Annotated in this window: 13 protein-coding genes; 5 read left to right on the forward strand and 8 right to left on the reverse strand. The window is 54.3% G+C overall.

The features are described from left to right. Positions 1-110 precede the first annotated feature (110 nt). From ACU6TU_RS04380 to ACU6TU_RS04415, 8 genes are all read right to left on the reverse strand, one after another. Complete coding sequence (locus ACU6TU_RS04380) at positions 111-1,760, reverse strand: BCCT family transporter (RefSeq protein WP_447143364.1); 1,650 nt, start codon at positions 1,758-1,760, stop codon at positions 111-113. A 414-nt stretch (positions 1,761-2,174) separates the two neighbouring features. Next, entirely contained in the window at positions 2,175-3,350 is a 1,176-nt protein-coding gene (locus ACU6TU_RS04385) for a PQQ-dependent sugar dehydrogenase (protein WP_447143365.1), read from the reverse strand. A 71-nt stretch (positions 3,351-3,421) separates the two neighbouring features. Next, positions 3,422-4,297, reverse strand: coding sequence for an AEC family transporter (locus tag ACU6TU_RS04390; protein WP_447143366.1), 876 nt, complete (start codon positions 4,295-4,297; stop codon positions 3,422-3,424). A 78-nt stretch (positions 4,298-4,375) separates the two neighbouring features. After that, positions 4,376-5,299 (reverse strand): LysR family transcriptional regulator, encoded by a 924-nt coding sequence (locus ACU6TU_RS04395; protein WP_447143367.1) that lies wholly within the window; start codon positions 5,297-5,299, stop codon positions 4,376-4,378. Positions 5,300-5,715: 416 nt separating this feature from the next. Further along, positions 5,716-6,108 carry an ectoine synthase gene (locus ACU6TU_RS04400; protein WP_447143368.1) on the reverse strand — a complete coding sequence of 131 codons (393 nt, stop codon included), beginning with the start codon at positions 6,106-6,108 and terminating at the stop codon, positions 5,716-5,718. An 81-nt stretch (positions 6,109-6,189) separates the two neighbouring features. Next, positions 6,190-7,497, reverse strand: a complete 1,308-nt coding sequence (locus ACU6TU_RS04405; protein ID WP_447143369.1) for an ATP-grasp domain-containing protein — start codon at positions 7,495-7,497, stop codon at positions 6,190-6,192. 573 nt (positions 7,498-8,070) lie between these two features. Next, positions 8,071-8,283, reverse strand: coding sequence for a hypothetical protein (locus ACU6TU_RS04410; RefSeq protein WP_447143370.1), 213 nt, complete (start codon positions 8,281-8,283; stop codon positions 8,071-8,073). Then, positions 8,256-10,388 (reverse strand): TonB-dependent receptor domain-containing protein, encoded by a 2,133-nt coding sequence (locus tag ACU6TU_RS04415; protein WP_447143371.1) that lies wholly within the window; start codon positions 10,386-10,388, stop codon positions 8,256-8,258. The genes ACU6TU_RS04410 and ACU6TU_RS04415 overlap by 28 nt, the downstream gene beginning before the upstream one ends. A 306-nt stretch (positions 10,389-10,694) precedes the next feature. On the opposite strand from ACU6TU_RS04415, the gene ACU6TU_RS04420 reads away from it, so the two are divergent. The 5 genes from ACU6TU_RS04420 to ACU6TU_RS04440 all read left to right on the forward strand — a co-directional run bounded on the left by ACU6TU_RS04420 (position 10,695) and on the right by ACU6TU_RS04440 (position 16,500). Further along, the gene (locus tag ACU6TU_RS04420; RefSeq protein ID WP_447143372.1) at positions 10,695-11,648 is read left to right on the forward strand and encodes an ABC transporter substrate-binding protein; all 954 of its coding nucleotides are present in this window, start codon (positions 10,695-10,697) and stop codon (positions 11,646-11,648) included. A 68-nt stretch (positions 11,649-11,716) separates the two neighbouring features. After that, on the forward strand, positions 11,717-12,685 hold the full coding sequence (locus tag ACU6TU_RS04425; RefSeq protein WP_447144178.1) for a FecCD family ABC transporter permease: 969 nt from the start codon (positions 11,717-11,719) through the stop codon (positions 12,683-12,685). A 21-nt stretch (positions 12,686-12,706) separates the two neighbouring features. Further along, on the forward strand, positions 12,707-13,825 hold the full coding sequence (locus ACU6TU_RS04430; RefSeq protein ID WP_447143373.1) for a FecCD family ABC transporter permease: 1,119 nt from the start codon (positions 12,707-12,709) through the stop codon (positions 13,823-13,825). Continuing rightward, a complete protein-coding gene (locus ACU6TU_RS04435; RefSeq protein ID WP_447143374.1) occupies positions 13,822-14,631 on the forward strand; it encodes an ABC transporter ATP-binding protein in 810 nt (269 codons plus the stop codon). Before ACU6TU_RS04430 ends, ACU6TU_RS04435 begins: the two co-directional genes overlap by 4 nt. A 93-nt stretch (positions 14,632-14,724) precedes the next feature. Continuing rightward, the gene (locus ACU6TU_RS04440) at positions 14,725-16,500 is read left to right on the forward strand and encodes an ABC transporter ATP-binding protein (protein WP_447144179.1); all 1,776 of its coding nucleotides are present in this window, start codon (positions 14,725-14,727) and stop codon (positions 16,498-16,500) included. The last annotated feature ends 1 nt before the right edge of the window (position 16,501 follow it).

Raw genomic sequence — 16,501 nt, forward strand, 5'->3', positions numbered from 1 at the left:
TATCATTAATACCCGAAAGATAGCGACGCGATTCATGACAATGAGCTGTCAGGAGTCGATTAAAAGGGCAGCCTGAACTGCCCTTGATACGAAGCGAATGCGGCTCTGTATCAAACCGCTTTAGGTTCGCTTGTCAGCCCCTTGATGATGGCATAACAGGCAACCAGCAGAATGATAGTGAACGGGAAGCCGGTAGAGACTGCCATCGTTTGAAGTGCCGTCAGGCCGCCACCGAGTAGTAGGGCAATGGCAATAGCGCCCTCAATAATTGCCCAGAAAACGCGCTGAGGTTTAGGTGCATCGACCTTACCCCCTGCCGTGATCGAATCAATGACCAGCGAACCTGAGTCCGAGGAAGTTACAAAGAAGACAATGACCAGGACGATGGCAATGAAAGAGGTGATTTGTGAAAGGGGTAGCTGTTCCAGCATGATGAACAGTTGCAGTTCCAGACCAGCATCACGGACGGCTTCAATGCCCTGGGAAACATATTGATCAATCGCGGTGCCGCCGAAAGCAGTCATCCATAGAATCGATACGGTTGAAGGAACCAGTAACACCGAGACAATGAACTCACGCACGGTCCGGCCACGCGAGACACGTGCGATGAACATGCCGACGTACGGAGACCAGGAAATCCACCATGCCCAGTAGAACGCTGTCCAGCCTTGGCTGAAGTTGGCATCCTCACGGCCAAACGGGTTGGCAAGGGCGGGTAGATTAACGACGTAGCTCATCAGGTTGTCAAAAAAGCCGGTCGCAATGATCAGTGTCGGGCCAACGGCTATCACGAAAAAAAGTAGTGCAGCGGCTAGCGCAATATTGATTTTTGATAGCAGCTGAACGCCTTTATCGACCCCTGCCAGGATGGAACCGATGGCAATGATGGTAATCCCGATGATCAGCAGGATCATGGTGATATCGCTTTCTGGCGCGCCGAATAGGTAAGTCAAGCCAGCGGCTGCCTGTGAGGCACCGATCCCCAATGAGGTGGCAAGACCAAACAGGGTTGCGAACACAGCCAGAATATCAATCAGGTGCCCTGGCCAGCCCCAGACACGTTCCCCCAGAACCGGGTAGAAGACGGAGCGCATGGAAAGTGGAAGCCCCTTGTTAAAAGCAAACAGGGCCAGCGACAATGCCACAACCGAATAGATCGCCCAGGGGTGCAGACCCCAGTGAAAGATGGTGGCCGCCATGCCAACAGCAATCGAACCGGCAGCATTTCCTTCGAAGTCACCTACGGCACCTCCCAGAGGCGCCCAGTCGCTTCCATCAAACGCGGTGCCAAAGTGGGTTAGTGGCTCGCTTACCCCGTAGAACATCAATCCAATACCCATGCCCGCGGCAAACAGCATTGAGAACCAGCCCATGTAGGTAAAGTCCGGCTTGGCATCCGCGCCGCCAATGCGGATTTTACCTAATGGGGAGACGACCAGAAAAAGGCATACTACGACAAATACGTTGGCAGAGAAGATAAAAAACCAGCCCAGGTTACTGGTCAGATAGTTGAAAACAGCGTCATAGACAGGAGAGATCTGATCCTGCAATGCAAGGGTCAGCACGACGAACAGCAAGATCAGCAAGGAAGAAATCGTAAATACCTTGCCATGCAGGTCGATGTTTACTCCCATCGGTGAAGCGGTTACGTTGTCCTGACCGATGACATAGTCCGTATCAATAAGGTTTGCCGCGCCTTCCGGTGCAGGTATCCCCTCCGATGCTTGTACATCTTCAGGACGTTGAGAGTTTTGATCCATAAGACATCTCCGTCGTTATTGTAGTGGGCAGTCAATTACCTGGTACTGATCCATCAATCGGCCATTAATGTCGTCGGCCAGAAAGGTGGACGCGTCAGTCTGCGTAGCTACTTGACCGCTAGGAAAGGCATGAAATTATCCATGTTACGTGGGAAATGAATGGCTATGTTGACGAGGTAGATTATGAAACCACAAGTAGATTTCAACAGAATGGTACCGGTTCTTGCAACCGGGTCTGTCGAGCGATACATCTTATGATGTGCTTGAACATGCAAAACTCCTTGTTTTATTTATGGTGAATGTATCAACGTTAATTGCGTTACTTGATTTGGCAGTCAGTCGCATAATGTCATTGTTAATAGGGGATAATTGCTTCAAGCATGCCTGTTATAAACGTTGAGAAAAACTGATGGATTAAGGCGATATCCTTTTTAAACGGTAGAGAGTTGCAGATGTAGCATCTGTTAATAAATAGAGTGCACCGCCGGGGGCTTGGCGAATATCACGTAAGCGACCCAGTTCACCGTTTAAAACGACTTCACTGGTAATTATTTTATCGACGTTTTGGTCATTTCCAAGGGTCAGCCGGACAAGTTGCTGGCTGGCAAGACCGCCAGCCAGCAGGCTACCACGCCATTCTGGAAAGGATGTACCGGTTACCTCTGCTAATCCTGAAGGTGCAAACCGGCCCTGAAAAATATAAGCAGGATCACGCATGCCAGGCAGGTGATTCACCCCGATGGGCTGGTTGGTGGCGTAATCATTGCCACGGCTGACTCGTGGCCAACCATAGTTCTCACCCGCTATCAGGTGGTTTAGCTCATCGCCGGTACGAGGGCCATGTTCGGATGCCCAGAGCTCACCGTTGGCTAATACCGTCATACCCTGAATATTGCGATTACCCAAGGTATAAATTTCATCCCGGGTCGACGCATCATCCACAAAGGGGTTGTCATCAGGCACACCACCCGTATCGGTCAGGCGCAGTGTTGAGCCCGCGTGATCATCACGGGCCTGAGCACGTGTCGGGTCGCGTCCACGGTCGCCGATAGACATTAATAATGTGCCATCGTGTAGCCAGGCCAGCCGGGAACCGTAATGGCGGCCAGGGGAAGACGCGCGGTCCTGCTCAAACAGATGTTCAACGTCACCCAGTGAATCACCCTGCCACTTTGCCCGTGATAGTGCGGTGCGCGTATTACTGCCATCGGGTTTGCTCCAGGTGAAATATATCCAGTCATGCTCACCGTCACCGAAGGCAGGGTGCAGCGCGATATCCAGAAGCCCGCCCTGGCCATGCTGGCTGACATCAGGCATGCCAGCAAGGTCACGCGTGTTTCCGTTACGATCGATCAGTTTAAGCTGTCCACGACGTTCACTGACGAGATAACGTCCATCGGGTAGAAAGGCAACCGACCAGGGATGTACCAGCCCGGTGGCAACACGCTCAATCCCGAGCGTCAGTTGCTGCGTCTGAATCGTGAGAGCGGGTTGAGCATGAACTGTCGCGCTGAGGAAGAGCACGCTGGCGATCTTGAGCATGTGACGTGCTGAAAAGGCACAAAATGACAGACAGATCGTATTGGCCATAATGATGCTCCCGGCGGGCTGTACTCATAGCCTAGCAGAGATGTCCGCACCACAATAAATCTGTGGCGCAGCTACATCAGCAGCGCAAGAAGAATGGGAAGGTAGATCAAGGCCAGTAATGTCGAACAGAATACCAGGCTAGCGACATAGCCGGGTTCACGTTTAGCGCGCTGGGCAAACAGGTAATTGAAAACCGCAACGGGCATGCTCATCTGCAGAATCAGAATACTCTGGGCCATGGTGGGCAGATTTACCCAGTGACCAACGCCCCAGGCAACCATTACCGCCAACGGAATGCGCACCAGGCTGAAACTGACACCGGAGCGTAGGTTCTTGACCTGAATGCTGGCCAATGAAACGCCCAGCGTGATCAGCATCAGTGGCACAGTAAAGCCAGACATCAGATCAACGCTGTTTGCGAGCCAGAGCGGCAGTGACGTTTCCGTCAGCAGCAACGCCATGGAAATCAAAATGGCGTAGACCGTGGGGGTGGTAGCAAGGGCTTTTAACGGATTGCCTTTGCTGTCAAACACGCTACCCAGCGTGAACTGAAACAGCGATACCGTGACCATCACGGTAATGCCATAGGCGAACCCTGCGCTGCCAAAGGCATAGAGGACAACGGGCAGCCCCATATTACCTGTGTTGGGATACATCATTGACGCCAGCAGGACGCGCCAGTCTCGGGCGAGTAGTTTGGCGACCAGAAAAGTGGCCATCGCCATGATGAGCATGACGAGCGATGTTGCCAACATGGTGCGTCCGAAGGTATCGGCGTCAATATCAGCACCACTGAGTGAGGCCAACACCAGCGCAGGTGTCCCGATGTTAAATACCAGCCGGGTAATGAAGTCGACGGGGTAGGGGTGACCAAGACGTACCCATAGATACCCAAGCCCGGCGCCAGCGAGTACCGGTGCCATGACGGCAAAAAGTTCGGCGATCATTCACATTCCTTAACCATTGTGAGCAGCCCATTGTCGTTAATTAGGCTGCTAACTGGCAAGGTGAAAAAGAAGAAGCGGTTAACCTGTGCAGGCAAGAGGGTGATGAGATTGCCAGGCAGCGGGCACCTGCTCTCGCAAAAACGCTAATAAGGCATTGATCCGGCGTGAGTGATGGCCATAAGCGTACAGCATGGTGATAGGCAGCGGGGCAGGTTCCCAACCAGGTAAACAGCTAACCAGATCGCCTGGGTGGTGCTTTTCACGTTTTTTCACCACCCAGTGGGGAAGAAGCCCAATGCCTTGTCCGTAGGCGACGGCATCAATCTGTAGCGCCGTCAAATCGACACGCAGTCGCGAGCGTGGCGCATTAAAAAGAAAGTCGGCGTGTCGGGCATGGTGGAATAGCAGGCCATCCGATGCGGAATCGAGTAAATCAATCCAGGCATGTGTTTCCAGTTCACTTGGGTGTTGCGGGGCGCCGGCGCTGGCAAGATAACCAGGGTTGGCGTAAAGACCACGGGACAGATGCCCCAGCGGCTCCTGGTTGAGACCGCATTCGTGCATTGCCCCTAACCAGATATGTACACTGTTACTGTGCATTTGATTGGGAGGCGTTTCGCGGGTGTGAAGGGTGAGTTCAACCTTGGGGTAGCGGGTCAAGAACGCATCCATCACGTTCGCCATCCAGCCACGGGCGAGGGCTCCGTGAACTTCCAGTGTGACTTTGCCGCTAATCTCTTCACTCAGTTCTGCCAACGCTTCCTGGCTATGCGCGGCCATTGCCAAAAGCTCCGTGCAGTAACCATGAAACAGCAATCCTGCTTCGGTAGGAATCAACCGATTTGCCTGACGCCTGAGCAAAGATTGTTCGAGCCTTGCTTCAAGCTGACTGATGCGACGGCTCAGCGTTGATTTTGCAAGCCCCATCTTTTGAGCGCTACGCGTCAAGCTGCCGGTGGTCATCACATTATCGAAGGCAGCAAGTTCATCAAAATCGTACATGGCCTGGCCATTGAGCAAAAATAAAGATGCTATTGTGCCATTTAAATTAACGTAATGTAAATAATTAGCATTTGTGTTAGGTGATGCTGAACAGCACTTCCCGTCAGAATGGTCGATAAAGCTCAGTCTTTACAACTCCAGTCTTTATAAACCCAGACGTTATAAGCTTTTTTAAGGCAGTATTTTTTTATTTTAAGACAGTGCTGCATAAATACTGCTGCCACTGCCTAAGTGACACCGGCAGGATGAAATAGTAGGACTCTCCTTTGTCCGATAGCGTTTCTAAAGCAAGACCTTGCGGGCACCTACAGACGTAGACATCTTCTTCCCATGCCCGCTGAATATCAGCCGCAAGAAACGCATCCTGCCGGTATCGACCTGTCCGTCGTTCAGGATCGGCCTAACGTTATTGCAGATCAGTCGTCTGCTGGTGCGTAAGACCCGTCTTCGCGGTGAACTTCGGTTCCCGTGATTGGCGGCGTAAATACACAGGCGAGATGCATGGTTTTGGACGCGCGCAGCAGATGGTCGTCATGTTTATCCAGAACATAGATATCACCCGGCTTAATGGGCCAGATCTTGCCATCCGCTAATGTTTCAACTTCGCCTTCACCTTCAATGCAGTACACGGATTCAAAGTGATGCTTATAGTGAATATGAGTTTCGGTACCTTCATAAATGCGCGTTATGTGGAAGGAGAAGTTTCCACCATCAGCGGCCAGTACCAGGCGGGTACTGTCCCAGTTACCGTCTTCGGCTTTTACCAAACGATCGGTTTGACGCGCTTCTTCAATATTACGAACGATCATGTTGTTGTCCTGTGAAATGATAGTGATACGGTTATATCGATATGGCGACGCCCAACTCGGCGCCGCCTCTCCAGGCTTGGCTTAGACGTAAAAATCCAGGTCTTCCTGGGCCTTCAGCAGATCGCGCATCTTGATGGGATCCTCGCCAAAGAAGAAAACCAGCCCCCAGTGCGTGCCAAATGCTGACCGATCTGGCACCGTTTCTTCGGCAGGCGCTTGTAGTTCGTGTGACTCGAAGTATGGATGCTCAACACATTCCTTGGGCATTTCGAGCTTACTGACGACACGGCGTTTCGGATACACGCCAAAGCAGCCCGCGTAACCTTTGGCATCTACCACTTCGCGTGGGAAAAAGGCAGCGACTTCCTCTTTGGTGCTTTTCGGATCAAACACCAGCATGGATGCCTGGTAAGCATTGAACCCATAAGCCCGCTCAATCAGTTCAAATGCCTTGAAGCCCGGTGGACGATAAGCCACCTCGCCGAAGTACATTTCACCATCGGCCGTCACAAAGTACTCGGGGTGGATCAGGCCAAACTGGATATCAAAGGTTTTGATCAGCAGTTCGATCTGCTTGGTAATCAGGGTCCGCCAGCTTTCAAGCTCTTCCGTGGCTGGCACAAATACTGAATAGCCAAGCGTTACGTATTCAGAAATGTTGAGAAACTGGATCTTGCCATCGTGGATCCACGCTTCCACGGCAAACTCCCAGCCGTCGAGGTGACTTTCCATCAACAACGGGTATTCTTCTTCCGGAATATTGTCAATTTCATCAATCGTGCGAATCATACGGTGACCCAGACAGCCTGCCTTATCAAAGGCTTTGACATGAATTGGGTCATCGATGTCGCCATCAAGCTTCAGAAGTGTCTGGTTGACACGTTTCATGAATCTGACGATGTCACTTTTTTCGTGGGCTTCTTCGAAAATCCCGACGCGAATGCCCCCTAACTGAGCACGGCGCTTCATGAGTGCCTTGTCACGAAACAGGATTGATTGCCCAAACATACGCGGGTTATCAAGTAGCACCGAGTTGATTGCACCAGACCATTCGACAGTTTCTTCGAATAATGGAATGGCAACATCAACGCCCTCTGCCTTTAACTTTTCCGCAATTTCCATCGAACGGTCGTTAATACGCACAAAGTCCCAGGCAATAAAGGGTATATTGTTCGCAGTACAGAAATCTGTTGCCCACTCCGGAGCAATGACAACATAGCGACGGTCAAATTTCTGGGCCGCTTTAATCGCATTGATACTCCAGCCCAGCAGCGCAACATAACCTTTATTTGGATCTTTAGGCGTTTCAGTTCCTTTGACGGAATCCAGTTCCGGGTCGCGCCAGGACAAAACCTCTTGAGACATTTTGGATTCAGGTATGGTCGACATTAATTATTCTCCAGAAATTGCTTACGTAAAAACGTTGTTGGCTCATAAAGGTTTTTTGCATCAATAACCTTGAGCACCACGACTCTGAAAGAGTCGAGCTTGCAGTACATATTAAAAATAGACCTTATTCATGCTCCCGCCAAGTTTTAAAATACCAGCATTTAAAATGCACATAAAATATAAGCATAGCCAGTAATCGTATTTATAACCTGTCACTTTAAAGCGTGCTATCCGTAATATGTGTGTAATAAATCAGGTTGTATTGCTTAGTATCTTTAGACAATTTCTTTGAAATAAAGTTCAGGATCAAGAAGCTAAAGACAGATTCCTAATGGCTTTAGTAGTGATTCTAAATGAGTAGTTCTATATGGATAGTTACATATGAATGGTTACATATAATATAGATCTATATGAATTATGCCACCGATGGATCGATGGAAGATGTCTGATCATTTGCTTGAAGCGTAATATATTATTAACATGCATTGTGGAAAATGCACAAGCATTAAATGACGGGTAACAGGCATGTTTATATGATGTATCAACCACCATCAAAGGTACGAGAGATTTAATTCAGAAAGAAACAATGTTTTTTAATTTTTTTTTAGTGAATATAAAAGCCAGCGCATTTATATTGGTGAAATCGACTAAATGAAGGGCATGGCCCTCAAGCAGCATGGCCCTGGGTAGCAAAAAGCCCTGACACATGGCCAGGGCAATACGTTCTGGAACAGTAAGTGGAACCTGATTATTGCCGGTTAAAACGCATAGCGCGCTGAAAGCCATAGGCGGCGGCCTTCTTCGCTGTTGGCATACACGTTGCCAAAGCGAGTGCCATCGCCATAAACGCGATAATCGACAAAGTCCTTATCGAACAGGTTGTAGAGTGTGGCGCTAACCTTAAGTTGCTCGGTAAAAGCGTAGCTGCCGCCTAAATGGAACAGTGAATAGGCTTTGAAATCGCCCAGGTCATCAAACGAAGGGGCTCCGCGAACGCTTTCTCGATTACGGTAACGCTCACTGCGGTATTCTGCAGACAGCCAGGTGTCTAGCCTTGGCGTGGCCTGCCAGCGCAGGGTAGCGTTCAGGGCGTGCTCAGGCGTATCAGTGAGCGGTTCGCCACGGTTGTTGCCGCTTTGCTGTTCGCTATCGGTATAGGTGTAATTACCACTTAAACGCCATGCGGGGCTGAACTGATAGCTGGTAGAAAGTTCGACCCCCTGGGTCATCGCCTCGTCAACATTGACCTGCTGGCTGTATGTGCCGTCGGGTACGAGCGGGTCGTTTTCGACCAGAATATCGCCGCCTCTGGCAATCTTGTCGTCAAATTCGTTATAGAACAGCGTGGCACTGGCGGTGAAGCCTGCCTGACTGTCGTAGTGCGCGCTGATTTCACTGCTGGTGCTGGTTTCCGGCTCTAGGTCCGGGTTGCCAATGGTGAGAATAGTGCCCTGGCCGGTCACACCGTTGATGCCTGCATGTAGCGCGTTCAGGGTGGGCGTTTTATAGCCTCGGCTGACGCCGCCTTTAAGGGTCCAGTGAGGCGTGGTGTTCCATACCAGATAACCACGCGGGCTAAACTGGCTGCCGAAGGCATCGTGATGGTCGTAGCGCCCGCCAAGTGTTAAAGCAAGATCGTCACGCAGTAACCACTCATCTTCTGCAAACAGTGACCAGGTAGTCTGCTCAAAGGTGGTACCTGCCAGGCCATCATCCAGCTCGGCATCCCACCACTGCAGGCCCACCGTTGCCATATGGTTGCCCAGTGGCATGATGTACTTGCTATCCAATACTGTATTGGTGGTTTCCAGCTCGCGGGCGTCACCGCCAACAAGGCCGGGGAAGCCGTCATAGGCAACGCCTTCATCACCGGGAATCGTGCGGCCTTTGGTTTGTGTGGTGTTACGCATCAGGCTGGACTCAAGTGTGCCCGATGCAAAGCGCCCTGTGTGCCCCAACGCAATCTGCTCACGTTCAAAGCGCAGCTCGTCGGAATAGCCATTGGCAACACCTGGATCTGGTGAACAGCTACGGGTACGGCCATCCAGCGTGCCGAGTTGGCATTCATCGTTATTGTAGCGCTGCCGATTAACTTCACCATCCAGCCAAAGGTCATGGTCGGCGTCAGGTGTCCAGGTCAGCCTGCCACCCAGATTGTAGGTGTCGCCTTCCACCGGGCTTGGGCCGCGCTGACTGACATCGATGGGGTTGCCGCTGCCGTCGGTGTAAGTCAGAGCTGAAGCATCGCGCTCATAGAAACGCCCACGAACCTGAATGCCCAGGGTATCCTGGATGAGCGGGCCGCTGGTATATAAGCTGATCTCACGGCGGTCGCCAAAATCACGGTCCTGGTTGAAGGTGCTCTCAACCCCTACGGAACCTACCCATTCGCGGTTGACCTTGCGGGTAATGATGTTGATGACGCCGCCCATGGCATCAGAGCCATATAACGTCGACATCGGGCCGCGAATCACTTCGATGCGCTCAATGCTGGAAACCGGTGGGAAGAAGCTGGTGGAGGTTTCGCCAAAGCCATTAGGCGTTACGCTACCCGCGGTATTCTGTCGGCGGCCATCGATCAGGATCAGGGTGTAGTCACTCGGCATCCCGCGGATACTGATGTTACTGCCGCCGGTTTTACCGACTTGCCCACCGACATCAACACCCTCCACATCTCGTAACGCATCCGCCACGCTGGTAATGCGTTGGCGTTCGAGTGCTTCACGCGTCACAACGGAAATACTGGCCGGGGCATCTACCATTGCCTGCTCAAAGCCACTGGCAGAGACCACAAGATTATCCAACTGCTGAGATTCCTGGGCAAAGGCAGCGGTGGCAGTAACGCTAAGAGCGACGGCGCTAGCTAAAGCAGTGCGGGTAAAGCGTGGCATCTTGATCCTCTCAAATGATTCTTGCTTGCTAATGTAAATGATTATCAAACGGCGCGGGGATTCTAAGAAGAAAAGTTCCCATTTGCGAGTAAGTTTCATCGAACATGCCGTTGCGCAATATCGAACGCTGTAGGGAGGTAAGTGGCTGTCTATAAAGGCTGTGAATGGGTGATTAACGGTTTTGTTGCAGTATCCGGAACAGACGATTCTCTTTAACAGTAATGCAAGTGCGTTTGATAATCGTTATTATCATTGTCATAAGCACTTGTCATAAACATTCAGCATAGACACTCAGGAGAGTCACTAATGCGTTACTCGTCGCTGCGCAGTGGGTTAGTAAGGAGGGTGGTATGCGGGTTGTTAATCAGCGGTTCATTGGTAAATATTGCGCAGGGCCGCACGCTGGAAACGGCTTACGGGATGCTGGAGGTCAACGATTCCCCCGAGCGCGTCGTCACCCTGTATGAAGGTGCGTTGGACGCTGCGCTGGCCGCAGGTGTGACGCCGATAGGCGCGGTGACCACTCGCGGTGGCGACAATGTCGCAGAGTATGTAGAAGAGTATGTGGAGGCTCATTTCAATGACGAGCGCCCTGACATTGTCGGCGTAGTGCGTGAAATCAATATTGAAGCCGTGCTGGCCCAGCAACCTGACCTGATTCTGGCTGCCGCCCAATTACCACAAGCGCAGTATCAGCTACTGTCGCGTATCGCCCCTACGGTGGTGCCGCCTACCCAGCCATTATCGCCGGATAGCTGGAGAGCAGAGGCGCGGCTTTATGGCCAGGCGCTTGATCGTGAAGCAGCCATTGAAGACGCCATTGCGGCCGTCGATCAGCGCATCAGCCAGCTCAACGCTGCGATTGATGATGCAAGCGTAAGAGGAACCGCTGTGGTGGCCCGCTGGATGCCCAACGGCCCGATGGTGATGTCGAAAGAACTGATTGCCACCGGCCTGTTGGCACAAGTCGGGCTGGAGGTTCAGGACGCTGGCCTTGTCCAGGAAGGTCGCCCGCATAGCGATATTCTCAGCCTGGAAAACCTATCCCAGATGGATGGCGACTGGTTGTTCCTCGCTACATTAAATGCCGATGGCCAGGCAGCACTGGACGCTGCCAAGCAAAGCAGTGCCTTCACGCGTTTGAACGTGGTCCAGCAGAACCAGGTCGTGCCGGTGAATGGCCAGCTTTGGAGCAGTGCGAACGGGCCCTTGGCCGCCCAGGCCATTCTGGATGATATTGAGCGCGCATTGTTGCCATGAAAGATGCCGTGACATCGCTCACCAGTGAGGTGGGGTGCGCCCGACGGCGCTACACATCCCGCCAATGGATGCTGATTCTGCTCACCGCCCTTGTGGCGGTGAGCTGCGTGAGTCTGTCGATCGGTGCGGGGGACGTCGGGCCATCGCGAGTGTTTGGGTTGCTTCAGGGCGTTAACGACAGTGAGGCGCAGTTTATTGTCTCGGAGCTGCGCGCACCACGCACCTTGATTGGCATTGTGGTGGGTATTTCGCTGGGCGTCGCCGGGGCATTGCTCCAAGCCGTTTCCCGCAACCCCCTTGCCGAGCCTGGTTTGCTGGGCGTGAGCGCCGGGGCGGCTTTTGCGGTTGCGCTGGCGTTGGTGCTTGGAGCAAGTGCTGCGACGCTGCGTATTTCGGTGGCCCAGTTGGGTGCTCTGGTCGGCTGCGTGTGTGTTCTCAGTGTGGCGCGTGTTCGTGGGGTGGGAAGTGACCCCGTTCGCCTGGTGCTGGCAGGTGCCGCCTTTTCCGGCTTGCTAGGCTCGCTGACCTCATTGATGTTGCTTTACGACCAGCGCGCTGCTGATGAAATCCGGTTCTGGGTGGTCGGCAGCCTGGCGGGAAGGCGGCTGGATGATCTTATCGCGGTACTGCCGAGCTTATGCGTAGCGGCTGTGGCTGTCATCATCATGGCACGCCCCCTGGCAGCGCTGGCGCTAGGCGAGCGAGCCGCCAGTGGCCTGGGGCATCACCCCACCCTGATCCGCTGGATTGCCGTCGGCTGCGTGGCTTTAATGGTGGGCGCGGCGACCGCCATTGCAGGGCCGATTGCCTTTGTTGGGCTGGTGGTGCCGTTTGTCGCACGCGCATTTGCCGGGCCGGATATCCGCCGCACGCTCTGGTTCTGCCTGCCGATTGGCCCACTGATTGTGCTCACAGCGGATATTATCTCGCGTGTTGTCGTGGCCCCTTCCGAGCTTCCATCGGGCGTGCTCACCGCGCTGTGTGGCGCGCCGGTGCTGATCGCTGTCGTGCGTGCCAAGCGCTTGCCGATGCTTTAACGCACCTTTTGTTGGTTATCTATGAAAATATCTGCAAATTCCTCGTCTTTAACGAACGTGTCCCTCCCAAGTCATGCCGCCTCGTATGACGATTGTGTGCCTGCGCCGGAAGGCTATTGGCGGGTTGCTTTGCCATATCAGGGGTGTAATTTTCTGCTCGAAAAGCGTGCTGTCGCGGTGAATCTGGGGTTGTTAATGGCGCTGCTGGTAGCCTGCGTTCTCTATCTCAGTTCAGGTAGCGTGGCGTTGGCGCCCAGTGCGGTATTGCCTGCCGTTATGGGGCAGGGCGATAGAATGACAGCCTTCATGGTTCAGGAACTGCGCCTGCCGCGCTTAATGGCCGCCTGCTTTACCGGGGCAGCGTTTGCGCTTTCCGGTATCCTGATGCAGACCCTGGCCCGCAACCGCCTGGCCACGCCAGGCATTATCGGTATTGATAACGGCGCGACGGCATTTGCCGTGGCGTCCATCGTCGGCATGGGGGTATCAATCGCGCCGCCAGCGATGGCATTGGCGGGGGCGACGACTGCCGCTGTGCTGACGTTTGGTCTGGCAGCAGGCAGCGGCACCCAGGGCTACCGGTTCATTGTGGCGGGCATCGGGGTGGGGGCGGTGTTTGGTGCCGTCACTCAACTCATGCTGGCGCGGGTCGCGATTGATACGGCCAATGCCGCCTATCCGTGGACGGTGGGCTCATTGAATGCTCGCCCAAGTGGTGCCGTGGAACTGCTGGGGATTGGCCTGATGCTGGGTATCATGGCGGCCCTGGCACTGGCGCGGTCACTGACGCTGCTGCGCTTTAATGATGCGACGGCCAGTGGCCTTGGCGTGCGTGTCAAAGCGCGCCGGTTGCAGGTGCTGATGCTTTCCGTGGTGCTCACCGCTTTTGCCGTTGCCGTGGCGGGGCCAGTCGGCATGGTCGCGCTGATTGGCCCTGAAATCGCCCGCTCGCTTTCCAGTGCGCGCCATGTGCCTATTCTGGCTGCCGCCCTGGCAGGGGCGCTGGTCATGCTACTGGCCGATCTTGCCGGGCGCACGCTGTTGGCACCGATCGAAATCCCTGTCGGGATTGTCACCGCCGTGGTGGGCGGGCCCTGGCTTTTATGGATATTAATGCGCCCACAACGGAGCCGCTCATGAGCAACACCTTCCCGTCACCGACGCTTACCACCGATGCATTGAGCATGAGCTATGGCAAGCGCCAGGTCATTGAAGACCTTGATGTTCATCTGCCAGGCGGGCAGGTGACTGCCATTGTTGGCCCTAACGGCTGCGGGAAGTCTACGCTGCTCTCGGGGCTGGCGCGCCTGCATCGCCCTGATAGAGGGGCCGTCCTGATGGATGGTGAGGATATTCAGCGCCTGCCTGCGCGCCAATTGGCGACCCAGCTGGCGCTGCTGCCCCAGGAAGCCGTGGCGCCAGAAGGGTTAACCGTCACCGAATTGATTCGCTTTGGCCGCCAGCCCCATCAAGGCTGGCTGCGCCAATGGTCAGCGGAAGACCAGCGTGTGGTGCACTATGCACTCACCGCTGCGGGCCTGGAGGCGTTGGCCGACCGGCCGTTGGATGCACTTTCCGGTGGGCAGCGCCAACGCGCCTGGATCGCCATGACCATTGCTCAACAAACGCCGTTACTGCTATTGGATGAGCCCACTTCCGCGCTGGATCTGGGTCACCAGATTGAAGTGTTTGAGCTGGTGCGCCACCTGGCGTGCCAGGGACGTAGCGTGGTCATGGTGTTGCATGACCTTGCCAGCGCCTGTCGATATGCTGATCACCTGATTGCCATGCATAATGGCCGGGTTATTGCGCAGGGTGCGCCAGCCGATGTGGTGACGCCAGGCTTGGTACGCGAGCTGTATCAAGTAGACTGTACGCTGCTGTTAGACCCGGATACCGGCAGCCCCTTGCTGGCCAATGTGCGCCGGGTGGCACAGCCTGCTTAATCTCGCTCGCAACAACTGAATAAAGGAACCGATGTGGCTTCTTCAATGCCCCGCGCTCAAGCGACGTCTTCAAATCAGAGCTTTCACGCCTTAATGCGGCTACTGCGCTACGCCAAAGGCTACCGGCGGCAGATCATCACCGCGACGATTTGCTCGATTATTAACAAGCTGTTTGATATCGCCCCGGAAATTCTTATCGGGGTGGCGATTGATGTCGTGGTTAATCAGGAAAACAGCTTTGTTGCGCGGCTGGGGTTTGAGTCTCCTCAGGAGCAGATCACCATCCTTGCGGTGCTGACATTCTTTATCTGGGCGGGAGAATCGCTGTTCGAATACCTGTTCCAGATTCTCTGGCGCAACCTCGCCCAGCGGCTGCAGGCGGATATGCGTCAGGATACCTACGAGCACGCGCAACGGCTGGATATGGCGTTTTTCGAATCGAAAAACTCGGGCCAGCTGGTTGCCACCATGAACGACGATGTTAACCAGCTGGAACGCTTTCTGGACGGCGGTGCCAACGCCTTGATCCAGGTCGGCGTGACAGTTGTCGCCGTGGGCGCGGTGTTCTTTGTGCTCTCGCCATTGATTGCGCTCCTGGCGTTTACGCCGATTCCGCTGATTATCTGGGGGGCGTTTTTCTTCCAGCGCAAGGCGGGGCCGCTGTATAGCGATGTACGTGAGAAAGTGGGGGATTTGGCCAGCCGTCTTTCCAATAACCTCAGCGGCATCGCGACGATCAAAAGCTTCACCAGTGAAGCGCGGGAAGCCGAGCGGCTGCGCGATGCCAGTGAAGCCTATGTAGAAGCCAATCGTCGGGCGATCAGGGTCAGCTCTGCCTTTATCCCCGTTATTCGCATGGCCATTCTGGCGGGCTTTCTTGCCACCTTTACGGTAGGCGGCATGATGGCGCTGAACGGAAGCTTGAACGTTGGCGCCTATGGCGTGCTGGTGTTTCTGACCCAGCGCCTGCTGTGGCCGCTCACCGGCCTGGCTCAGGTGATTGATCTGTTCGAGCGCGCCATGGCCAGCACCAAACGGATACTCGACCTGCTGGAAGTGCCGATTACCGTCAAAGATGACAGCACAACGCCTTTGGCTTCCCCCATAAAGGGTGAGGTGCGTTTTGATAGCGTGAGTTTCGAGTATGAATCAAGCCAGGTCGGGGTGACGGGCGTTGACCTGCACGTGCCGTCGGGCACGACACTGGCGCTGGTTGGGGCGACAGGCTCGGGTAAATCAACACTGGTCAAACTGCTGCTGCGCTTCTACGACCCGAGCAGTGGCCGTGTGCTGGTTGATGGCCAACCGATTACAGCTGTCAGTATGCACTCACTGCGCCAGGCCATTGGCCTGGTCAGCCAGGATGTTTACCTGTTTGAAGGCAGCATTCGTGACAACATCACCTACGGCAAACCTGACGCCTCAGAGGCAGACGTTATCGACGCGGCGAAAACCGCTGAAGCCTGGAGCTTTATTGAAACGCTGCCTCAAGGGCTGGATACACCGGTTGGCGAGCGCGGCGTACGACTTTCCGGTGGCCAGCGCCAACGCTTGTCACTGGCCAGAGCCCTGCTTAAAGACCCACCGATTCTCGTGCTGGATGAAGCCACCAGCGCAGTAGACAACGAGACGGAAGCGGCCATTCAGCGTTCATTGAAGCGCATTGCCCATGGCCGCACGGTGATCATGATTGCTCACCGGCTATCCACCATTGTGCATGCCGATGAGATTGTGGTGATCGAAAAAGGCCAAGTAGCTGAACGTGGCAACCACTCAAGCCTGTTGGCGGCCGACGGCCACTACGCCGCCCAATGGCGGGTGCAAACCGGCGCCGCCCAAACCGGTGATATGGAAGCGCTCAGCCATTAAG

The sequence above is a fragment of the Halomonas sp. LS-001 genome, from assembly GCF_052983955.1.

Excerpts from the sequence above, each read along its gene's own strand:
- ACU6TU_RS04405 (WP_447143369.1), bottom strand. The coding sequence starts at position 7,497 with ATGTCGACCATACCTGAATCCAAAATGTCTCAAGAGGTTTTGTCCTGG.
- ACU6TU_RS04420 (WP_447143372.1), top strand. The coding sequence starts at position 10,695 with ATGCGTTACTCGTCGCTGCGCAGTGGGTTAGTAAGGAGGGTGGTATGC.
- ACU6TU_RS04395 (WP_447143367.1), bottom strand. The coding sequence starts at position 5,299 with ATGTACGATTTTGATGAACTTGCTGCCTTCGATAATGTGATGACCACC.
- ACU6TU_RS04390 (WP_447143366.1), bottom strand. The coding sequence starts at position 4,297 with ATGATCGCCGAACTTTTTGCCGTCATGGCACCGGTACTCGCTGGCGCC.
- ACU6TU_RS04440 (WP_447144179.1), top strand. The coding sequence starts at position 14,725 with ATGCGGCTACTGCGCTACGCCAAAGGCTACCGGCGGCAGATCATCACC.
- ACU6TU_RS04400 (WP_447143368.1), bottom strand. The coding sequence starts at position 6,108 with ATGATCGTTCGTAATATTGAAGAAGCGCGTCAAACCGATCGTTTGGTA.
- ACU6TU_RS04410 (WP_447143370.1), bottom strand. The coding sequence starts at position 8,283 with ATGGCTTTCAGCGCGCTATGCGTTTTAACCGGCAATAATCAGGTTCCA.
- ACU6TU_RS04415 (WP_447143371.1), bottom strand. The coding sequence starts at position 10,388 with ATGCCACGCTTTACCCGCACTGCTTTAGCTAGCGCCGTCGCTCTTAGC.
- ACU6TU_RS04385 (WP_447143365.1), bottom strand. The coding sequence starts at position 3,350 with ATGGCCAATACGATCTGTCTGTCATTTTGTGCCTTTTCAGCACGTCAC.
- ACU6TU_RS04430 (WP_447143373.1), top strand. The coding sequence starts at position 12,707 with ATGAAAATATCTGCAAATTCCTCGTCTTTAACGAACGTGTCCCTCCCA.
- ACU6TU_RS04425 (WP_447144178.1), top strand. The coding sequence starts at position 11,717 with ATGCTGATTCTGCTCACCGCCCTTGTGGCGGTGAGCTGCGTGAGTCTG.
- ACU6TU_RS04435 (WP_447143374.1), top strand. The coding sequence starts at position 13,822 with ATGAGCAACACCTTCCCGTCACCGACGCTTACCACCGATGCATTGAGC.
- ACU6TU_RS04380 (WP_447143364.1), bottom strand. The coding sequence starts at position 1,760 with ATGGATCAAAACTCTCAACGTCCTGAAGATGTACAAGCATCGGAGGGG.